17 protein-coding genes are annotated in these 17,540 nt (G+C 59.1%); 8 read left to right on the top strand and 9 right to left on the bottom strand.

From position 1 onward, the window contains the following. Positions 1 to 2: 2 nt before the first annotated feature. The 5 genes from AC2D8V_RS00790 to AC2D8V_RS00770 form a co-directional block, all read right to left on the bottom strand. A complete protein-coding gene (locus AC2D8V_RS00790; protein ID WP_484731607.1) occupies positions 3 to 1,166 on the bottom strand; it encodes an acyl-CoA dehydrogenase family protein in 1,164 nt (387 codons plus the stop codon). Positions 1,167 to 1,280: 114 nt separating this feature from the next. Next, positions 1,281 to 2,288 (bottom strand): sterol desaturase family protein, encoded by a 1,008-nt coding sequence (locus tag AC2D8V_RS00785; protein WP_484731606.1) that lies wholly within the window; start codon positions 2,286 to 2,288, stop codon positions 1,281 to 1,283. Next, a complete protein-coding gene (locus tag AC2D8V_RS00780; RefSeq protein ID WP_484731605.1) occupies positions 2,260 to 3,015 on the bottom strand; it encodes a class II aldolase and adducin N-terminal domain-containing protein in 756 nt (251 codons plus the stop codon). Before AC2D8V_RS00780 ends, AC2D8V_RS00785 begins: the two co-directional genes overlap by 29 nt. A 56-nt stretch (positions 3,016 to 3,071) precedes the next feature. Then, the gene (locus AC2D8V_RS00775; RefSeq protein ID WP_484731604.1) at positions 3,072 to 4,088 is read right to left on the bottom strand and encodes a DNA topoisomerase IB; all 1,017 of its coding nucleotides are present in this window, start codon (positions 4,086 to 4,088) and stop codon (positions 3,072 to 3,074) included. Between the two features lie 72 nt (positions 4,089 to 4,160). After that, on the bottom strand, positions 4,161 to 4,580 hold the full coding sequence (locus AC2D8V_RS00770) for a VOC family protein (RefSeq protein WP_484731603.1): 420 nt from the start codon (positions 4,578 to 4,580) through the stop codon (positions 4,161 to 4,163). A gap of 49 nt (positions 4,581 to 4,629) precedes the next feature. Here AC2D8V_RS00770 and ade point away from each other — a divergent pair, with 49 nt between their 5' ends. The 3 genes from ade (at position 4,630) to AC2D8V_RS00755 (ending at position 8,316) form a co-directional block, all read left to right on the top strand. Then, the gene (ade, locus tag AC2D8V_RS00765) at positions 4,630 to 6,432 is read left to right on the top strand and encodes an adenine deaminase (protein ID WP_484731602.1); all 1,803 of its coding nucleotides are present in this window, start codon (positions 4,630 to 4,632) and stop codon (positions 6,430 to 6,432) included. After that, positions 6,429 to 7,892, top strand: coding sequence for an AMP nucleosidase (locus AC2D8V_RS00760; protein WP_484731601.1), 1,464 nt, complete (start codon positions 6,429 to 6,431; stop codon positions 7,890 to 7,892). The genes ade and AC2D8V_RS00760 overlap by 4 nt, the downstream gene beginning before the upstream one ends. Before the next feature lie 136 nt (positions 7,893 to 8,028). Next, entirely contained in the window at positions 8,029 to 8,316 is a 288-nt protein-coding gene (locus AC2D8V_RS00755) for an HU family DNA-binding protein (protein WP_484731600.1), read from the top strand. 55 nt (positions 8,317 to 8,371) lie between these two features. On the opposite strand, the gene AC2D8V_RS00750 is transcribed toward AC2D8V_RS00755, so the two are convergent. Next, positions 8,372 to 8,998, bottom strand: a complete 627-nt coding sequence (locus AC2D8V_RS00750) for a LysE family translocator (protein WP_484731599.1) — start codon at positions 8,996 to 8,998, stop codon at positions 8,372 to 8,374. A 123-nt stretch (positions 8,999 to 9,121) separates the two neighbouring features. Between AC2D8V_RS00750 and AC2D8V_RS00745 the strand changes: the two genes are divergently transcribed. Together AC2D8V_RS00745 and AC2D8V_RS00740 are read left to right on the top strand one after the other, a co-directional pair. Then, positions 9,122 to 9,991 (top strand): DMT family transporter, encoded by an 870-nt coding sequence (locus AC2D8V_RS00745; protein WP_484731598.1) that lies wholly within the window; start codon positions 9,122 to 9,124, stop codon positions 9,989 to 9,991. Positions 9,992 to 10,050: 59 nt separating this feature from the next. Continuing rightward, on the top strand, positions 10,051 to 11,034 hold the full coding sequence (locus tag AC2D8V_RS00740; RefSeq protein WP_484731597.1) for a GlxA family transcriptional regulator: 984 nt from the start codon (positions 10,051 to 10,053) through the stop codon (positions 11,032 to 11,034). Here the strand turns inward: AC2D8V_RS00740 and AC2D8V_RS00735 are convergent. Together AC2D8V_RS00735 and AC2D8V_RS00730 are read right to left on the bottom strand one after the other, a co-directional pair. Continuing rightward, a complete protein-coding gene (locus AC2D8V_RS00735) occupies positions 11,031 to 11,660 on the bottom strand; it encodes a class I SAM-dependent DNA methyltransferase (RefSeq protein ID WP_484731596.1) in 630 nt (209 codons plus the stop codon). The genes AC2D8V_RS00740 and AC2D8V_RS00735 overlap by 4 nt on opposite strands. Before the next feature lie 30 nt (positions 11,661 to 11,690). After that, positions 11,691 to 12,218, bottom strand: a complete 528-nt coding sequence (locus tag AC2D8V_RS00730; RefSeq protein WP_484731595.1) for a glutathione peroxidase — start codon at positions 12,216 to 12,218, stop codon at positions 11,691 to 11,693. A gap of 167 nt (positions 12,219 to 12,385) precedes the next feature. Between AC2D8V_RS00730 and msrB the strand changes: the two genes are divergently transcribed. From msrB to AC2D8V_RS00715, 3 genes are all read left to right on the top strand, one after another. Then, on the top strand, positions 12,386 to 12,835 hold the full coding sequence (msrB, locus tag AC2D8V_RS00725) for a peptide-methionine (R)-S-oxide reductase MsrB (protein ID WP_484731594.1): 450 nt from the start codon (positions 12,386 to 12,388) through the stop codon (positions 12,833 to 12,835). Further along, entirely contained in the window at positions 12,832 to 13,356 is a 525-nt protein-coding gene (gene msrA, locus AC2D8V_RS00720; protein WP_484731593.1) for a peptide-methionine (S)-S-oxide reductase MsrA, read from the top strand. Before msrB ends, msrA begins: the two co-directional genes overlap by 4 nt. An 80-nt stretch (positions 13,357 to 13,436) precedes the next feature. Then, positions 13,437 to 15,509, top strand: a complete 2,073-nt coding sequence (locus tag AC2D8V_RS00715; protein WP_484731592.1) for a methyl-accepting chemotaxis protein — start codon at positions 13,437 to 13,439, stop codon at positions 15,507 to 15,509. Here AC2D8V_RS00715 and AC2D8V_RS00710 read toward each other — a convergent pair. Continuing rightward, positions 15,506 to 17,527 carry a hydantoinase/oxoprolinase N-terminal domain-containing protein gene (locus AC2D8V_RS00710; RefSeq protein ID WP_484731591.1) on the bottom strand — a complete coding sequence of 674 codons (2,022 nt, stop codon included), beginning with the start codon at positions 17,525 to 17,527 and terminating at the stop codon, positions 15,506 to 15,508. The two genes, AC2D8V_RS00715 and AC2D8V_RS00710, sit on opposite strands and share 4 nt — an antisense overlap. Between the last annotated feature and the right edge of the window lie 13 nt (positions 17,528 to 17,540).

Here is a 17,540-nt window from a genome sequence, read left to right as displayed (position 1 = left end):
TCTCATGCCCCGAGCGCGCGCAAAAGATCGCGGCTGATGATGTGTCGCTGTATCTCGGATGTCCCATCCCAAATCCGTTCTACACGCGCGTCGCGCCAGAACCGCTCAAGGGGATAGTCGTCCATCAACCCCATTCCGCCGTGGATCTGGATCGCAGCATCCGTGACGCGGGCCAGCATTTCGCTTGCATAAAGCTTGGCCGAGGCGATCTCACGATTGGCCGGCACTCCCCGGTCAAGCCGGTCTGCTGACGACAATGTCAGCAGGTCTGCTGCATCGATTTCGGTAATCATATCGGCAAGTTGAAAACTAATGCCCTGAAACTTGCCGATCTTCTGGCCAAACTGTTCGCGTTCGGCCGCATATTGCAAAGCAAAATCAAACACCCGCCGCGCGCGTCCCACGCTCATTGCGGCTACTGTGATCCGCGTGGCATAAAGCCAGGTGTTCATCACTTCAAAACCACCGTCCACGTCGCCCAGAACCTGTGCGTCCGGCAGGCGGCAGTCATCAAAATCCAGCACCATGTTCTTGTACCCGCGGTGGCTGACCGACTTGTATCCGTCCCGGATCGTGAACCCCGGCGTACCCCGGTCCACCAAAAACGCGGTTATGCGCTTTTTCGGGCCCTTTGGCGTCTGGTCTTCGCCCGTGGCGATAAAGACGATCAGGAAATCCGCGTGATCGGCCCCGGAAATGAAATGTTTGGTTCCGTTGACAACCCAGTCACCCCCATCACGCACAGCGCTGCATTTCATGCCACGCACATCTGATCCGGCACCGGGCTCTGTCATTGCAAGCGCATCCATCCGCTCGCCGCGTACAGCCGGCATCAGGTAACGGTCGACCTGTTCTCCCTCGCAGGCCATCAGGATATTTTGCGGCCGCCCGAAAAAGTGATTAAGCGCCATCGACCCGCGGCCCAACTCGCGCTCTACCAACGCAAACTCCACATGGTTCAGACCGGCACATCCGACACTTTCAGGGAAATTGCAGGCGTAAAACCCCAAATCAATGGTCTTTTGCTTGATCTCTTGCGCGATCTCGGCAGGCACTTCACCGGTGCGCTCAACCAATTCTTCGTGCGGGTAGATTTCATTCTCGACAAAGCTGCGGACGGTATCCGCAATCATCTGGTGCTCTTCGGTCAGGCCGTAAATTGTCATGGTGGTGATCTTTGTGTTCAAGTGTGAGGGAAGGGCGAAAACTACTGCCGCTTTCCCAAACGCCGCGTGCTGGTCCACCTCTTCAGATCGTCTATTGCCAATTCCCAGATCATCTCAGGTATACATCTGCTTTTTACGTGCGCGCGTCTCGTCTGTCGCCTGTGCAGAACCATCATGATAGCTGCCAAACCACCGGTCCCACGGCATCTCGACAGTGCCGTAGTTACATTCGAAGTAGCGGTGGTGGAGTTGGTGAAAGAAAGCACCCGCCGTCATGCGCGGCTTTCCATCCAGTACGATCTCTTCGAAACCCGAATGCGAAAACACAGGGTGGGTTGATTGCACGTAGCCGTGAAAGAGCACATGCAAAGGATGACTTGGCACCACGAAATGTATCAGGAAATTCGTGTAAAACAGCAGATGCTCGATCGGATGCATCGCAATGCCTGACCAAGGCCCGACGTTGACATTCCTGTGGTGTAGCGCATGCGCCAGCTTGTAGAGCGGCGGCCAGTGCAGCAGGCGATGCACCCAATAGAAATGAAAGCTCGACCAGATTGGCAGAATAACAAAAAATGCCATAAACCACAGCAGGTTATCCGGAAAAAACAGGGCCGGCGCATACCCGTTTGCCATTGCCCAAAAGACAAGAACCTGAGCCGCCGTCCATAACGTTATGCCCCTGGCGATATGCCAGAACATATTGTCGTAGACCTGATTGCCAAAGGTAAAGGTTCCGTTGCTCCGAGATTGGTCGCGCGGGTCGTATTTGGTCTGGGTGCCCTGACCTTTTCGGATAATCAGCCAGTAGTGCAAAGCCCCCGCGCAGGCCACTTGCGGCACCAGATTGGCGGCCCAGACACGTAAGACCCACCCCAGTTCGAGTGTCTGCATCTGCGACAATGGTGGTAGCAGTAGAAAATAGGCAGCTAAGGCAAAACCGAAACACAAGGTGGTCGTGGATATTTCAACCCAATACGCCGCATACCAGCGCAAGGTGGCCGGCACATTCGGCGGCCACCGGAATAGCGGGTTTTGCGCCAGTGGCGTTTCCGGTCTGTAATTCCAACGCCCAGCCTCACGCGCTTCGGCATCATTGGGCATACGTGGAGCCTTCTTCATCAAGGATCGCCTTGAGCTCTGCCAGATGGCGTATGTCCTGTTCAGGGTATTCTTCGATTTCGCGCGCTGTTTTTTCGGCAATGTCATCCGGGATGAACCGCAGCGGCTTGCCTGTTTGCAAGGCAAGAAAATAATTCATGCAGGCCCGTTCAAAATAGTACATCCGGTTAAAGGTTTCGGCCACAGTATCACCGATGACCATCACCCCGTGGTTGCCCATGACCATGACCTTCTTTTTGGGGTCATCAAAGAGGCGCGCACAGCGCTCGCCTTCTTCTTCAAAGGCAAGCCCGCCGTAGCTGTCGTCGACAACCTGTCGGTCAAAGAACATGCAGGCGTTTTGGTCCACGGGCGGCAGCACACTATCCGACAGGCTGGCCAGTGCAGTGGCATAGGGGGAATGGACATGCATCGCGCACCGCGCATGCGGGCAATGGCGGTGCAACCCGCCGTGCAAACCCCATGCCGTCGGATCCGGCGCATCCGGGCCTTGCAAAGCTTCGGGATCGTTTGCATCGACAACAATGAGGTCGGACGCCTTGATGCGCGAAAAATGCATCTGGTTGGGGTTCATGAGAAACTTGGTGCCATCATCATTGATCGCGAGACTGAAATGGTTTGCCACCGCCTCATGCATGTTCAGCCGAACTGTCCAGCGAAATGCAGCGGCCAAGTCTACGCGTTCCTGCCAGTTTTCCAGATTCGGGAGCGGGTGAACAGCGGTCATAAATGCCTCCTGAAGCGTGGTATCTCCCAAGTAGAACCATGACCTTTCGCGACACGCTAGCGTTTTTGCGACTTTTGACGCGGGATTCTTCCATCTTTCAGCAGCACCAGCAGCGCACTTTCTGCCTGGCGCAAGCCGGTACGGGGCCGCGCGGCATCAAACAACGCCTGCCTGTCTTCAGCCGCAGTGCCGGACAGCGCGATAACATCGGGATGGATGTAACTGTTGCGCGCCACACTCGCTGTGTTGTGCAGTCGCTCGGCCGCAGCCGTCGCCATGGCCTTGATTGACAAAGCCCCCTCTGCGCGGGCCACCTGCATCGCGGCTGTGGACCCGTTCCAAGTCCGAAACGTCTTGGCAGTAACTTCTTCCAGATCGGTCAGTTCCTGCAATCGCATATTCACGGCCTCCGATGTGACACGCTGCGCGCAACCGCTGCTGTCAATCCAGCTGACAAGGCTTTTGCCCGGCAGATCATCAAGCCGCGACAGCGTCTTGTTCAGGGTCCCGTCGCGCAATGCCTTGCGGACACGCTGCCCGCCCTTTGCGCGGTAATCGAGGCGGATCTCTGATCCGTCAAGCGTGACATTTTCCGCGGTCAGTGTTGTCGCGCCATAAGAGCTGTTTTGCCGCGTATACTCCGGATGGCCCAACCGCATCGACGCGCGGTCCAGCAAAGCCAGAATTGCTGCAATGGCAAAATCACGGGTACCGGGCTCACCTTTCAAATCCTGCAGAATGGCGCGGCGGATGCGCGGCAGGGCGTCGCCGAAATCCGCCAGATGATCGAACTTGCGCGCGGCGCGGTAAGCCGTCCAGTCGGGGTGGTATCGGTACTGTTTGCGGCTTCGTGCGTCTCGGCCGGTCGCCTGCAAATATCCCATTGGCTTCGGGCATATCCAAACATCTTCATAGGCGGGCGGTATCCCGAGCGCGGCAATGCGCTTGCGTTCGGCAAGGCGATCGATACGGGTGCCATCAGGGGCCGTGTAGGAGAAACCACGACCGCGGCGCTGGCGCCGTATCCCCGGCTCTGTGTCCGGGTAGTATATGAGATCGGGTCTACTGTTCATCTGTTTGCCAAGCCATCAGTTGGCAGGCAAACGCGCATATGTGTGCTTTCGTTCCAACCGCGCGCAGTCGCATCACAGCGCGCGGCTCGGCACCCACGCGTATCCGTCATCGCACAGAATATATGCCTCGCGCAGACCATGCGGCTTGTCGGTTGCTGCCTGCAGGATGACAGCGCCCAGCGCTTCGGCGCGCGCCACCGCCGCGTCGGGGTCAGTATCGTACAGACGCAGTTCGACACCCGCGCCACGCGGCGGGTTCTCTGGCAGCAGGTTCAGCAACGGGTTGCTGTGATAAGTCCCGTCGCTGTGTAATTGGAACACCTGAGTGCCATAAGACACGATCGCAAAGTCATCGCTCAGCCTGTGAATTCCCAGCCCGAACACGTCGCGCAGAAACCCTGCGCTTGCCCGGACATCGCGCACCAGCACATTGACGCCAAGGCCTCGCAGGCTTTTGCCGAAATCATCCGCAGAAACGGTTTCAAAGTCCATCTCCCGCCCCCTGTCTTGAACATCTCTTGATCCCGTGGCACGTAAGGCCATGACGCATGCTGCTTTCCCCTCGTGGCCAGATGTTGCCGCCGACCTGATTGCCGTCGCTACCGGCCGTGCTCCGGCAGACATGATGATCCGCGGCGGACGCTGGGTCAATGTCCATACCCGCGAAATCCTCGACGGCCACGACATCGCGATCGTCAAAGGCAGAATCGCCTGTGTTGTGCCGGATGCGACCCATGCGACCGGCCCTGATACGCAGATCATCGATGCCGCCGGCCGCTTTATGATACCCGGCCTGTGCGACGGGCATATGCACATCGAAAGCGGCATGCTGACGCCTGCTGAATTTGCCCGCGCCGTGATCCCGCACGGGACGACCTCGATGTTCACCGACCCCCACGAGATCGCAAACGTGCTGGGCCTTGAAGGTGTGCGCATGATGCACGACGAGGCGCTGATGCAACCGGTGAATGTCTTTACACAGATGCCCTCCTGCGCACCGTCAGCGCCGGGGATGGAAACCACCGGATTCGAGATTACGCCACAGGATGTGGCCGAGGCGATGGCATGGCCCGGGATCATCGGGCTGGGCGAAATGATGAACTTTCCCGGCGTGACCGCCGCGGATGCCAAGATGCTGGCAGAGATTGCAGCAACCCAAAGAGCCGGCAAAACGGTCGGGGGGCACTACGCGTCGCCCGATCTTGGCCCCGCTTTTGCGGGCTACGTCGCCGGCGGGCCCGCTGACGATCACGAAGGCACCTGTGAGGCCGATGCGGTGGCACGTATGCGGCAGGGCATGCGTTCGATGATCCGGCTGGGGTCTGCCTGGTACGATGTCGAAAGCCAGATCACCGCGATCACGGAAAAGGGGCTGGATCCGCGTAACATGATCCTGTGCACGGACGACTGCCACTCTGGCACACTGATAAACGACGGCCACATGAACCGCGTGGTACGCCACGCGATTGACTGCGGCTGCGATCCGGTTGTCGCGTTGCAGATGGCAACGATCAACACCGCCACCCACTTCGGGCTCGAGCGCGAGATTGGAAGCCTGACACCCGGGCGTCGTGCAGATGTGATCCTGACACCCGACCTGACGACTCTGCCGATGGACATTGTCATCGCGCGCGGGGAAATCGTGGCCCGCGACGGCGTATGTCTGGTCGACTGCCCGCACCTCGACTGGCCCGCACATGCGCGCAACACCGTCCATATGGGCAAATCGCTGACCCAAGCCGATTTCACCATCGACGCCCCCACCGGTGCGAACGCGGTCACGGCCAATGTCATTGGTGTGGTCGAAAATCAGGCACCGACCAAAGCGCTGAAATTCGAACTGCCCGTGACCGAGGGCCGCGTGCAAGCCAGTGGCGAGGTGTGCCAGATCGCACTGGTTGAGCGCCACCGCGCCACAGGGCAGGTTACAAACGCCTTTGTGTCCGGGTTCGGCTACGAGGGGCGGATGGCAATGGCCTCCACCGTGGCCCATGACAGCCACCACATCATCGTCGTGGGCACCGACCGCGCGCAGATGGCGCTTGCGGCCAACCGACTGGGTGACGTCGGCGGGGGGATCGTGATCTTCAAAGATGACCAAGAGCTTGCCCTCGTCGATCTGCCGATCGCCGGGCTCATGTCTGACCAGCCCGCTGCCGAAGTTGCTGCCAAGGCGGAGGCCATGATGCAGGCCATGCGCGACTGCGGCTGCACCCTCAACAACGCCTATATGCAGCACTCTTTGCTCGCCCTGGTCGTGATCCCCGAACTGCGGATTTCCGATCTGGGGCTGGTAGACGTGCGCACTTTCGAATTCATCCCTGTGCTGGATACCCCCACATGACCGATATGCTGACCCCCGACACGCCAAAACCAGAATTCTTCCACGATGCAAAAGCCGCAGTCGCGCGCCTCGAGGAACTGTACGCACAGGCCACCGAGTTTCTGTGCGCCCACTTCGGCAAAGCGCTCAGCGACGGCGCTCCGGCAGGGCGCGTGCGCGCCTACTACCCTGCCATCCACTTCGAGACATCGAGCTACGCACAGGTGGACACACGCCTCAGCTTTGGCCATGTCTCTGCCCCGGGCTGCTATCAGGCAACGATCACGCGGCCCGATCTCTTTCGCAACTACCTGACGCAGCAGATCAAGCTGCTCATCAGCAACCATGACCAGCCGGTTCAGATCGGTATTTCCGACACGCCGATCCCCGTGCATTTTGCCGTAGCCAATGATGCCGGTATCTCGGTGCCACAGGAAGGTGCCGCAGACTTCACCCTGCGGGATTATTTTGATGTCCCCGACCTTTCGACCACAAACGATGACATCGTGAACGGCACGCACACGCCTGTCGATGACGTTCAGCCGCTAGCACCCTTCACCGCGCAGCGGATCGATTACTCTCTGGCCCGGCTGGCACATTACACGGCCACGGATCCGGCGCATTTCCAGAACTACGTTCTGTTCACGAACTACCAGTTCTATGTCTCCGAGTTCGAAGCCTACGCCCGCGCGCAACTCAACGACCCGGCCTCCGGCTATACGTCCTTTGTCTCAACCGATAATGCCGAAATCACCGACGGCAACGCACCGCTCGCCGAGAGCAAGAAAACCCCGCAAATGCCGACCTACCACCTGAAGCGAGCGGATGGATCAGGGATCACTTTGGTCAATATCGGCGTGGGCCCGTCCAATGCCAAAACAGCCACCGACCATATTGCTGTGCTGCGGCCTCATGCGTGGTTGATGGTCGGTCACTGCGCAGGCCTGCGCAACAGTCAGGCGCTTGGCGATTTCGTGCTGGCGCACGCCTATCTGCGCGAAGACAAGGTGCTGGACGACGACCTGCCCTTGTGGGTGCCAGTGCCGGCGCTGGCGGAAATCCAGATTGCGCTGGAAAAGGCGGTTGCGCAGGTTACCGCCTTGGAAGGCTACGAACTCAAGCGCATCATGCGCACGGGCACAGTTGCAAGCCTCGACAACCGGAACTGGGAACTGCGCGAGCAGCGCGGCCCTGTGCAACGGCTCAGCCAGAGCCGCGCGGTCGCACTGGATATGGAGAGCGCTACAATTGCGGCCAACGGCTTCCGCTTTCGGGTTCCCTACGGCACGCTCTTATGTGTCTCGGACAAACCCCTGCACGGCGAGTTAAAGCTGCCCGGCATGGCCTCCAGCTTCTATAAAACGCAGGTTGCACGGCATTTAATGATTGGCATTCACGCCATGGAACAGCTGCGCTCGACCCCGCTTGAACGCATCCACAGTCGAAAATTGCGGTCATTTGAGGAAACTGCCTTCCTCTGAGCAGCGGAATCCTTAAAAAAACAGCAAAAAATCGCATGTTTTTCGTTATTTTTAACACCTAATCGTTGTGTTCGCACACAACATACGGGTAGATTCTCGGCATGAGGCCCTATTTCGGGCAGCGAAGGAGAATAAAATGGCGAAACCAATGACAAAAACCCAACTCGTTGCCGCGCTGGCAGAAGAAATGGGGACCGATAAGAAATCCGCAGGCGCTGCGCTGGATGCTGTTTGCAATCTGATCACGCGCGAAGTTTCCGGCGGTGGCGCTGTAACGCTGCCAGGCGTTGGCAAAATCTACTGCCGCGAACGCCCAGAACGCATGGTGCGCAACCCCGCCACAGGCGAGCAATTCAAGAAAGACGCTGACAAGGTGGTAAAGATGACCATCGCAAAAGCGCTGAAGGACAGTGTGAACGGCTAAGGCCAAACCACACGAACCTGAACGGGGTCACCTTTGGGTGGCCCTTTTTTGTTGGCTAGCGGCTCGACGCGAGCAGACGCGCAGCAAGCCCGATGAACACAACCCCGGCAAATCGGTTCAACCAGATCTGTGCGCTCGGGACGCGCCGCAGCCATCCCCCAAGCGATCCGGCGAGAAACGCAATGCCGCCGAACACAACCAGCGTGCACAATATAAAAGTCAGACCCAGAGACAGGATTTGCAGCGGAACCGAACCTGACGTGGGGTCCACAAACTGCGGCAGGAACGCCAGAAAGAATATCGCGACCTTTGGATTGGTGACATTCATGATCACCCCGGTGCCATAAAGCTTGCGCAGCGACGTGTTTGCCGCCCCTGCTTCGGTGATCTTTTCCGCTCCCGCGCGAAACGCCTTCACCGCGAGGTAAATCAGATACGCGGCTCCGGCAATTTTCAACGCTGCAAATGCCAGTGCTGAAGTCTGGAAAACTGCGGCAACGCCGACCGCCACCAGCGCTGTGTGTACCAAAATGCCCGTCATCAGCCCAAGCACCACAAACAAACCTGCCAACCGGCCGTGTACCGCCGACTGTGTGAGAACAAAGATATTGTCGGGCCCCGGAGCCAAACTCAGCGCGACCGAAGCCGTAACAAAAATCATCAGTGTTTCTGCGGTAATCATCCGGAGCATCCTTATTCCGTCACGGCACCACAAACCTGCAAGGGGCCAAAGGTCAAGAGGTTGTAACTTGCTGCGGATTGTCCGAGTGTCGCGCAAGAACTGCAGCGGCGGGCATCACCGGTCATGGACATTCGCGCAATTTTGATGGGCCTTGCATTCGCCGTAATGTGGTCGTCGGCGTTTACCTCGGCAAGGATCATCGTTGCTGATGCCTCACCACTGGCCGCGCTGACCTTGCGTTTTGCCATATCAGGCCTGCTCGGCGTAGCGATTGCCCGTGCCATGGGTCAATCCTGGCACCTGACACCTGCGCAGTGGCGGGCCACCATCGTTTTTGGGGTTCTGCAGAACGCGGTGTATCTGGGTCTTAATTTCGTGGCGATGCAGACCATTCAGGCGTCTGTTGCAGCGATCATCGCCTCGACCATGCCACTGCTCGTCGCCCTCGCGAGTTGGGTCGCCTTTGGCGAGCGTTTGCGCCCCTTGGGCATCGCGGGGCTGATTGCCGGGGTTGTTGGCGTCGCGCTGATCATGGGCGCGCGCATTTCCGGCGGCGTCGACCCGTTCGGGCTGATCCTCTGTGTGATCGCTGTGATCGCGCTGACCATCGCCACGCTTTCAGTGCGCGGCGCAACCTCCGGCGGCAACTTTCTGATGATCGTGGGGTTGCAAATGCTGATCGGCAGTGCGGCGCTGGGGGCAGCAACGCTTGCGCTTGAAACGCCCCGCGTCGATCCAAGCTGGCAGCTGTTTGCCGCCTTTGCCTATACCACTCTCGTGCCCGGCCTTGCCGCCACCTTCGTCTGGTTCTGGCTCGTCAATCAGATCGGCGCGACCCGCGCCGCAACGTTCCACTTTCTGAACCCGTTTTTCGGCGTGGCGATTGCCGCCGTGCTGCTGGCCGAGCCGCTTGGCGCACAGGATCTTCTGGGGGTCGCCATTATCACGGCAGGTATTCTGGCGGTACAGGTGTCGCGCCAGCGGGCGCGCTAGGCTAATGTGCCGACCCAAAGGAAAGATATTCTGACCATGGCGCGGCGCGAACAAAGATCATGACACCACCAGACGGCCCGAAGAAATACGCCTTTGTGCTCCTGCCCGGCTATTCGCAGTTGGGGTTCTCCTGCGCACTCGAGGCATTAAGCCTCGCGAACCGCCACCCGTCGAATGAAAGGTTCTACGACTGGCGCATTCTTTCCCAGAATGGTGAACCGGTTCCAGCGTATAATGGTGTCTCCGTCACCGCAGACAGCGCACTTTGCGAACTGGCGCGCGATGAGACGATCGTCGTGTGCGCGGGCGAGAACGTCGGCGCGGCCACGTCCAAAAAGCTGTTAAGCTGGTTGCGGCGGGAAACCCGACGCGGCATGGATTTCGGTGCGCTGTCCTCTGGTGCCTATGTGCTGGCCCGCGCCGGTCTTTTGGATGGCAAGCGCGTGACGACCCACTGGGAGTATCGAACCGCCCTGACGGAAGTTCTGCCCGAAGTCATCATCGAAGACGCGATCTATGCGATTGACGGGCGTGTGTTCACGACCGCAGGCGGTGCTGCGTCGATGGATATGATGTTGGAACGTATCCGCCGCGATTACGGCCCTGAATTGGCGACATGGGTGGCCGATCAAATGGTCTACACCGATACACGCACACCCGGTCACAGCCAGCGGGCAGCGCGCCCGATGTCCGGCATGCTGCGCCATGGCAAGCTCAGTCTCGCGCTGCGTGTGATGGAAAACAACATCGAAGAGCCGCTGACACCGGACGAGATCTCGCAGGTCGTCGCCTTGTCCACGCGGCAGTTAGAGCGGCTTTTCGCCCAACACCTTAACACCTCCCCCAAGCGGTATTACCTGCGGCTGCGGCTGGAAAAAGCACGCGATCTGTTGCGGCAAACCGATCTGTCGGTGACGGACATCTGCGTCACCTGCGGTTTCAAATCGCTTTCGCATTTCTCCAAGAGCTACCGCAAAGCCTACGGCATCAGCCCCGGGCAGGAAGACGGCAGCGGGGCGCTTGTCTGGAAGGGCAGCCTCTAGGCCCGGTGGAACGTTGCGATCAATCCCTGATCTTCACCATGTGCTCCGGCGTCACCTGCGCCATAGATGGCCCGCATTTCTGTTTGAAGTCCTGTTATCCGGTCACCGAATGACGCAAATTTCGCGGCAAACCCCCGTTCTTCGTAATGCTCCCGCTTGATGGTGAGCACGAACAAGGCACCCGGCGCTGCCACGCGCAGCAACTCGTCCAGCGCTTCGGGGCCAACGTGACCATGAGTAAAGGTGCCCGAACTCAGCACCGCGCGATAGACACCATCGTCAATCGGGAGCGTCTCAAGCAAATTGGCCTCTATCAGGTTGCGGTAGACGCCCTTTGACCCTGCAACGCGCAGCATTTCAGGAGATAGATCAAGCGCGTCAATCGCGACGGTGTGGTGTGCTGCTAGCGCCTGCCCGACCAACCCTGTTCCCGCCCCTGCGTCCAACACCGGACCCGCACCGCGCAATTCACCAAAAAGCTCGGCCACATGCCCGGGCATCAGAAAATTCATGCGCGCGGCAAAATCCTCATCATAGGTGTCCGCCCAACCGGCATAAAGCTTGCGGTTGTCATCTGGTGTCTCCAGCGCGTAGGCGGCATCGACATCCCGCTTTTCATGTCCCATCAGCGATCCCCCCCTTGTGGTGGGAACAGCCTAGCCTTTCGGCTGCGCGTCGAGCAAGCGCTCAACCTCAGAGGTGATGGCAGGTGACATCGGCTTGGTCCGCGACCCCCAAGTCTGAACTACATCACCGTCCGGACCCACCAGAACCTTGTTGAAATTCCACCGTGGTACAAATCCGGTCTGCGCCCGCACGTCCTTGTAGAACGGGTGTGCGTTGCGACCTTTGACGCGGGTAATATCCGTCATCGGCATATCCAGACCAAAGGTGATCTCGCAGAACTCCTTGACCTCCTCGGCGCTCGCCAGTTCTTGGTTAAAGTCGTCTGACGGCACGGCCAAGACAACCAGCCCTGCTTCCCGATACGTATCGTAAAGCGTCTGAAGCCCTTCGTACTGTCCGGTAAATCCGCACTGGGACGCCGTATTCACAACCAGCACGGGCTGCCCCGACCAATCGGACAGGTCAAGCGTACCCCCGTCAATGGAGGCGAAACTTTCCGCCCAAGCGGCGTTCGCGCCCAAAACCGCTGCAATAACCATCGATACAAGCCGTGTCATGCCGTTCTCCTGATCAGATGCTCTGAGATATAGGCGTCGCAAGTGTCTTTTCAAAAATACCTGACGGAAAACCCGCAGGTTCACGGGACCGTCATCTGCTGAACAACAGGTCTTTTCTTTCGCTCAGTTTCCCCCATGTATGAAAGGAACAGAGCGAGGAGTTTCAAATGCCAAAATATGAAAAGTCTCAAGAGGCCATCGCGCGCCTCTCGCCAGAGGAATACCGCGTTACCCAGCAAAACGCGACAGAGCGCCCCGGCACCGGCAAACTGCTTTATAACAAGGAACCCGGCATCTACGTCGACATCGTGTCTGGCGAGCCGCTTTTCGCGTCCGCTGACAAGTATGACAGCGGCTGCGGCTGGCCCAGCTTTACCAAGCCGATAGAACCTGCCCACGTGACCGAATTGCGGGATACCAGCCTTGGGATGGTGCGCACCGAAGTCCGCTCGGCACATGGTGACAGCCACCTTGGCCATGTCTTTCCCGATGGTCCCCGTGACCAGGGTGGTCTGCGCTATTGCATCAACTCGGCGTCCTTGCACTTTATCCACCGTGACGACATGGAAGCTGAAGGGTATGCTGAATACATCGATCAGGTGGAGGACGTAGCATGAGCAACGAACGCGCAGTACTGGCAGGCGGATGCTTTTGGGGCATGCAGGACCTTATCCGCAAACGCGACGGAGTGATCGCAACACGGGTGGGATATACGGGCGGCGATGTGCCCAATGCCACTTACCGCAATCACGGCACGCACGCAGAGGGTATCGAGATTATTTTCGATCCCGACCGCGTAAGCTACAGGGACCTGCTAGAGCTTTTCTTTCAAATCCACGATCCGACAACGCTGAACCGTCAGGGCAATGACGTGGGGCTGAGCTATCGCTCTGCAATCTACTACGTTGACGAGGCGCAAAAACAGATTGCCGAGGACACCATCGCGGACGTCGAAGCGTCAGGGCTGTGGCCCGGTAAAGTCGTGACAGAGCTGGAGCCCGTAAGTGCTTTCTGGGAGGCCGAGCCGGAACATCAGGATTACCTGGAGCGTTTCCCAAACGGCTACACCTGCCACTTTCCACGCGCCGGTTGGGTGCTCCCGAAACGGGACGACGGCGCGACGCAGGCGGCAGAGTAAACGCGGGCCGTTTCCTGCAAGCTTAAAGCAGATATTAACCGGGCGGATGCATAAAAAGCGCAATCGAGTAGGAGGCTACGATGCGCTTTTTTGCAAGGGATACGGACAAACAGGATTCTGACCTGTCATCAGACAGCGCGTTCGTTGCGGCCCTGAACGAAACGCATGCGATCGCGTGGTTTGATCCGGATGCAAAGCTCATCGCAGCGAACCGGATATTTTGCGACACGCTCGGCTACACACTGGACGAGATCGCTGGCGTTGATCATGGCATTCTGGTGCATGAAAGCATCCGGCACACCGCCGCAGATGACGCATTCTTCAAAGCGATCCATGGCGACGGGCTGGTTTCCGAAACTGTCCCGCGCCGTGCGAAATCGGGTGATCTTGTGTGGCTGCAGGCAACCTACGTGCCGATCAGGAAAGCCGACGGCGCAATTGAAAAAGTTGCCAAGATCGCCCGGGATGTCACCAGCACATACACCTCAACACGTGACATACTGGATCAGTTTGATGCCGTATCCGAAGCACAGGCAAAAGTTGTGTTCGACCTCAAAGGCAACATTCTGGACGCAAACAACAAATTCCTCGAAACGATGGGATATAGCCGCGACGAGGTGATCGGGAAGCATCACTCGATGTTCGTGCATCCCGACTATGCCAATACAGAAAAGTACCGCGCGTTCTGGAATGAGATTGCGACCGGCAACCTGCAGGCCGGGGCCTTCAAGCGTTTTGACAAACAGGGGTCGGAAATCTGGCTGCAGTCGACCTATTGCCCCGTCCACAACGCATTGGGCGAGCAGATCAAGGTCGTCAAGGTAGCTACTGACGTTACCAAGCGCGAACGCGCAATCGACCTGACCAACATTATCGGACGTGTTCAAGGGGTCATCGAGTTCGAGCTTGATGGTACTATCAGAGAGGCAAACGACATCTTTCTTGCGGCGGTCGGCTACACACGCGACGAGGTGATCGGCAAGCATCACAGTATATTCATGCCTGACGGCGAGGCGCATACGGAAACCTACGAAAGCCACTGGGACAAGCTGCGCAAGGGCGACTTCCATATCGGCGAATTCCGGCGGCGCCACAAGGATGGTTCGGATGTTTGGCTTCAGGCCACCTATAATCCGATTTTCGGGCCCAAGGGGCAGCCGATCCGCATTGTCAAATATGCCAGCGATATCACACCACGCATCCGCGCCGTCAAAAAGCTGCGTCAAGGGCTGGCCTATCTGGCCAAGGGTGATCTCAGCCAGACAATTACAGAAGAGTTTTCAGCAGATTTCGAACCCTTGCGCCTCGATTTCAACATCGCACTTGACAGGTTGAGCAACAGCGTCCGTTCCGTGGTCGAGGCCTGCATTGAACTGGAAAACGGCACCACCGAAATCTCAAAGGCGTCCGATGACCTCAGCAAACGCACCGAAGGGCAGGCAGCCGCATTGGAAGAGACGGCAGCCGCCATCACCGAGATGTCGGCATCCGTCAAATCAACGGCAGATATCGCCCACAATACGCGCAGCGTTGTCGAAAACACCAAGACCAAAGCTGTTGACGGTACCAAAGTGATGAACGACGCGCGTCACGCCATGAACGAGATATCCACCAGTTCCAGCGAAATCTCCAAAATCACCTCCGTCATTGAGGACATCGCCTTTCAGACCAATCTTCTGGCGTTGAACGCAGGCGTGGAAGCCGCCCGCGCCGGCGAAGCAGGCCGCGGCTTTGCCGTTGTCGCATCCGAGGTCCGCGCACTGGCGCAACGCTCGTCCGAGGCAGCGACCCAGATCGCCCAGCTTATCTCCACGTCAACCGGACAGGTTGAACAAGGGGTTGTTCTGGTGACGCGCACCAGTGACGCCCTGTCTGAGATCGAGGGTTTTGTGTCAGAGGTGGTCACAATGGTCGAGAGCATCGCCGCCGCTGCCGAAGAGCAATCAGGCGGGATTTCAGAGATCACCGCCTCCATCAGCAATCTTGATGACGTCACTCAGAAAAATGCCGCGATGTTCGAAGAAACCAATGCAGCGACGCAAACTCTCGTGAACCAAGTCGCCTCGCTTGGGCGGATCACATCCTCGTTCAATATCGGCGAGACCTCGTCGGCAGGAGGTGTACCCGCCGACGAATTGCGACGGGTGTCCTAAACCGGCAGGTCCGTGGTCTGCGCCACCCGCGGGCGCCCTGCGGCCTCGACCCGCAGGCGCGCCTCGATAAACACCTCGCGGGCCTCGGTCTGGGCTTGCCGGATGTCTCGCGCGACAGTCACCGCAATATCCACCGCGCCCGCGGCCTGCGCAGCCGTGCGCGCGTCATCCCGCAAAACACGCTCCAGACTGTCCAACGCCGTCGGCAAATCTGAAAAGTCCTGCGGACCGGACGCAAAGTGCACCCGAAATCGCCCCTCGGACGGCGCTGTCACACTGCCCTCGCGCCGCATGATAACCTGCCCCACAACGGCACCAATCGCATTTGCGACCCCGGCGTGTTCGGGCAATACCATCTCGGCCCCGATCATACGCCCGACCGCCGGATAATATGTCGGCGCCGAGGCCCCAAGGCCCACTACCGGCCAATCCAGACCGATGTCCATCCTCAGCATGCCGCGATGCCCTGCAAGACCGCGGTGCACCAGGGGATGACGCGCCAGCACACTCGGACGATCGCCGAAATCCGCCGCGTCCTCGTCAAAAGCAACCTCCAGCAACGCCACCGCTGTCTGCATGCGCAGCTGCTCGATAATCATCGTGGCAAGACCTTCTGCGGATGCAGCCAGACGATCCCCCGATCCGGTCCGTTTGCGCGCAACCAATGCCAAAGCCTTGCCCGCCGCCTCCGCATCCCACGCAGAGGCGCGGCCAAGCACATGGCTGGCATCGGACGGCGTGATCCCCGCAACCTGCACCAACCCGCGCGCGACCAGCCGCGCGACCGACCCGGTCTCCATCCGGGTCCGGATCACATCACTCAACGGCCGAACCTCATTGCCGATCCGCGCCAGAACAGCCGCATCCCGTGTCCCCAGCCCATCAGCAGATACACCCTCGACCGCTCTGACAAACCGCGCATCATACTCGCCTGCCGTGGCGCTGCGCTGCTGGCTTTCCAATGCCGCATGTACGACCTCCGGTGCTTCGGCTGCCAGCAGGGACACTGGCACAACCCGACGCGGCCCGAGGGTCACACCGCCCGCCAATCCCTCAACCTTGACAGCTACCTCGCTGTCGCCACCCAATCCAGTGGTCCGCATCGCCACCGCCTCGACCATCGTGCGATACGGTCCCACACGGGCACCTTCAGGGTCAATTGCGGGCATGCCCTCGCGTAAAACAGCAATATCCGTCGTCGTGCCGCCAATGTCGCTGACCAGCGCGTCACGCGCACCGGTCAACCACCGTGCCCCCACCAAAGACGCTGCCGGCCCACTGAGGATCGTCTCGATAGGCGCAGCACGCGCCTGCTCGGTCGAAATCAAGGCACCATCGCCACGGACAACCATCAGCGGTGCCGCAATCGCCTGCGCCCGCAGTGTTTCCTCGGTGCGCCGGATCAACTGTTCAATCATGCCGATCAACCGCGCGTTCAACAGAGCAGTCATCGCACGTTTCGGCCCGCCCAGCCGCGCCGACAACTGGTGCGACATTGACACCGGCCGACCACTCACTTCGGCGATCAAATCCGCCACGGCAAGTTCATGCGCCGGATTGCGCGTGGCGAACTGCCCGGCCACCGCAAAGGCACTTACTGTCTGGCCGGGCCCTTCCAGAAAATCGCGCAATGCCGCCAGATCCAGAGGTGCCGCCTCCGCACCCGCGTGGTCATGTCCCCCGGACAGCACGACATGCGGATCCTGCTTGAGCGCGTCAATCAGACCATGTGCTTCCAGATCGCGCGCGCGAAACCCGCAGGCAACAAGCGCAATGCGCCCGCCCTGCCCCTCAACCAGCGCATTCGTTGCCAAAGTGGTCGACAGCGACGCCATCGCAATCTCATCGGGTGCTACAGACGACTGCGCGATGACAGCACGCACCGCCGCGCCGACACCCTGTGCAAGATCGTGCCGCGTGGTCAGCGCCTTTGCCGACGCGATGACACGCCGGTCATCTTCTACCAGAACGGCGTCTGTATATGTGCCGCCCGTATCTACTCCTAGCAGGATCGCCATACCCGGCCCTCTC

The organism is Roseobacter sp. YIN89 (genome assembly GCF_057219365.1).
Note: the sequence above shows the minus strand (reverse complement) of the source record. Positions and strands in the feature narration are given on the sequence as shown.

Excerpts from the sequence above, each read along its gene's own strand:
- AC2D8V_RS00790 (WP_484731607.1), bottom strand. The coding sequence starts at position 1,166 with ATGACAATTTACGGCCTGACCGAAGAGCACCAGATGATTGCGGATACC.
- AC2D8V_RS00785 (WP_484731606.1), bottom strand. The coding sequence starts at position 2,288 with ATGAAGAAGGCTCCACGTATGCCCAATGATGCCGAAGCGCGTGAGGCT.
- AC2D8V_RS00780 (WP_484731605.1), bottom strand. The coding sequence starts at position 3,015 with ATGACCGCTGTTCACCCGCTCCCGAATCTGGAAAACTGGCAGGAACGC.
- AC2D8V_RS00775 (WP_484731604.1), bottom strand. The coding sequence starts at position 4,088 with ATGAACAGTAGACCCGATCTCATATACTACCCGGACACAGAGCCGGGG.
- AC2D8V_RS00770 (WP_484731603.1), bottom strand. The coding sequence starts at position 4,580 with ATGGACTTTGAAACCGTTTCTGCGGATGATTTCGGCAAAAGCCTGCGA.
- ade (WP_484731602.1), top strand. The coding sequence starts at position 4,630 with ATGACGCATGCTGCTTTCCCCTCGTGGCCAGATGTTGCCGCCGACCTG.
- AC2D8V_RS00760 (WP_484731601.1), top strand. The coding sequence starts at position 6,429 with ATGACCGATATGCTGACCCCCGACACGCCAAAACCAGAATTCTTCCAC.
- AC2D8V_RS00755 (WP_484731600.1), top strand. The coding sequence starts at position 8,029 with ATGGCGAAACCAATGACAAAAACCCAACTCGTTGCCGCGCTGGCAGAA.
- AC2D8V_RS00750 (WP_484731599.1), bottom strand. The coding sequence starts at position 8,998 with ATGATTACCGCAGAAACACTGATGATTTTTGTTACGGCTTCGGTCGCG.
- AC2D8V_RS00745 (WP_484731598.1), top strand. The coding sequence starts at position 9,122 with ATGGACATTCGCGCAATTTTGATGGGCCTTGCATTCGCCGTAATGTGG.
- AC2D8V_RS00740 (WP_484731597.1), top strand. The coding sequence starts at position 10,051 with ATGACACCACCAGACGGCCCGAAGAAATACGCCTTTGTGCTCCTGCCC.
- AC2D8V_RS00735 (WP_484731596.1), bottom strand. The coding sequence starts at position 11,660 with ATGGGACATGAAAAGCGGGATGTCGATGCCGCCTACGCGCTGGAGACA.
- AC2D8V_RS00730 (WP_484731595.1), bottom strand. The coding sequence starts at position 12,218 with ATGACACGGCTTGTATCGATGGTTATTGCAGCGGTTTTGGGCGCGAAC.
- msrB (WP_484731594.1), top strand. The coding sequence starts at position 12,386 with ATGCCAAAATATGAAAAGTCTCAAGAGGCCATCGCGCGCCTCTCGCCA.
- msrA (WP_484731593.1), top strand. The coding sequence starts at position 12,832 with ATGAGCAACGAACGCGCAGTACTGGCAGGCGGATGCTTTTGGGGCATG.
- AC2D8V_RS00715 (WP_484731592.1), top strand. The coding sequence starts at position 13,437 with ATGCGCTTTTTTGCAAGGGATACGGACAAACAGGATTCTGACCTGTCA.
- AC2D8V_RS00710 (WP_484731591.1), bottom strand. The coding sequence starts at position 17,527 with ATGGCGATCCTGCTAGGAGTAGATACGGGCGGCACATATACAGACGCC.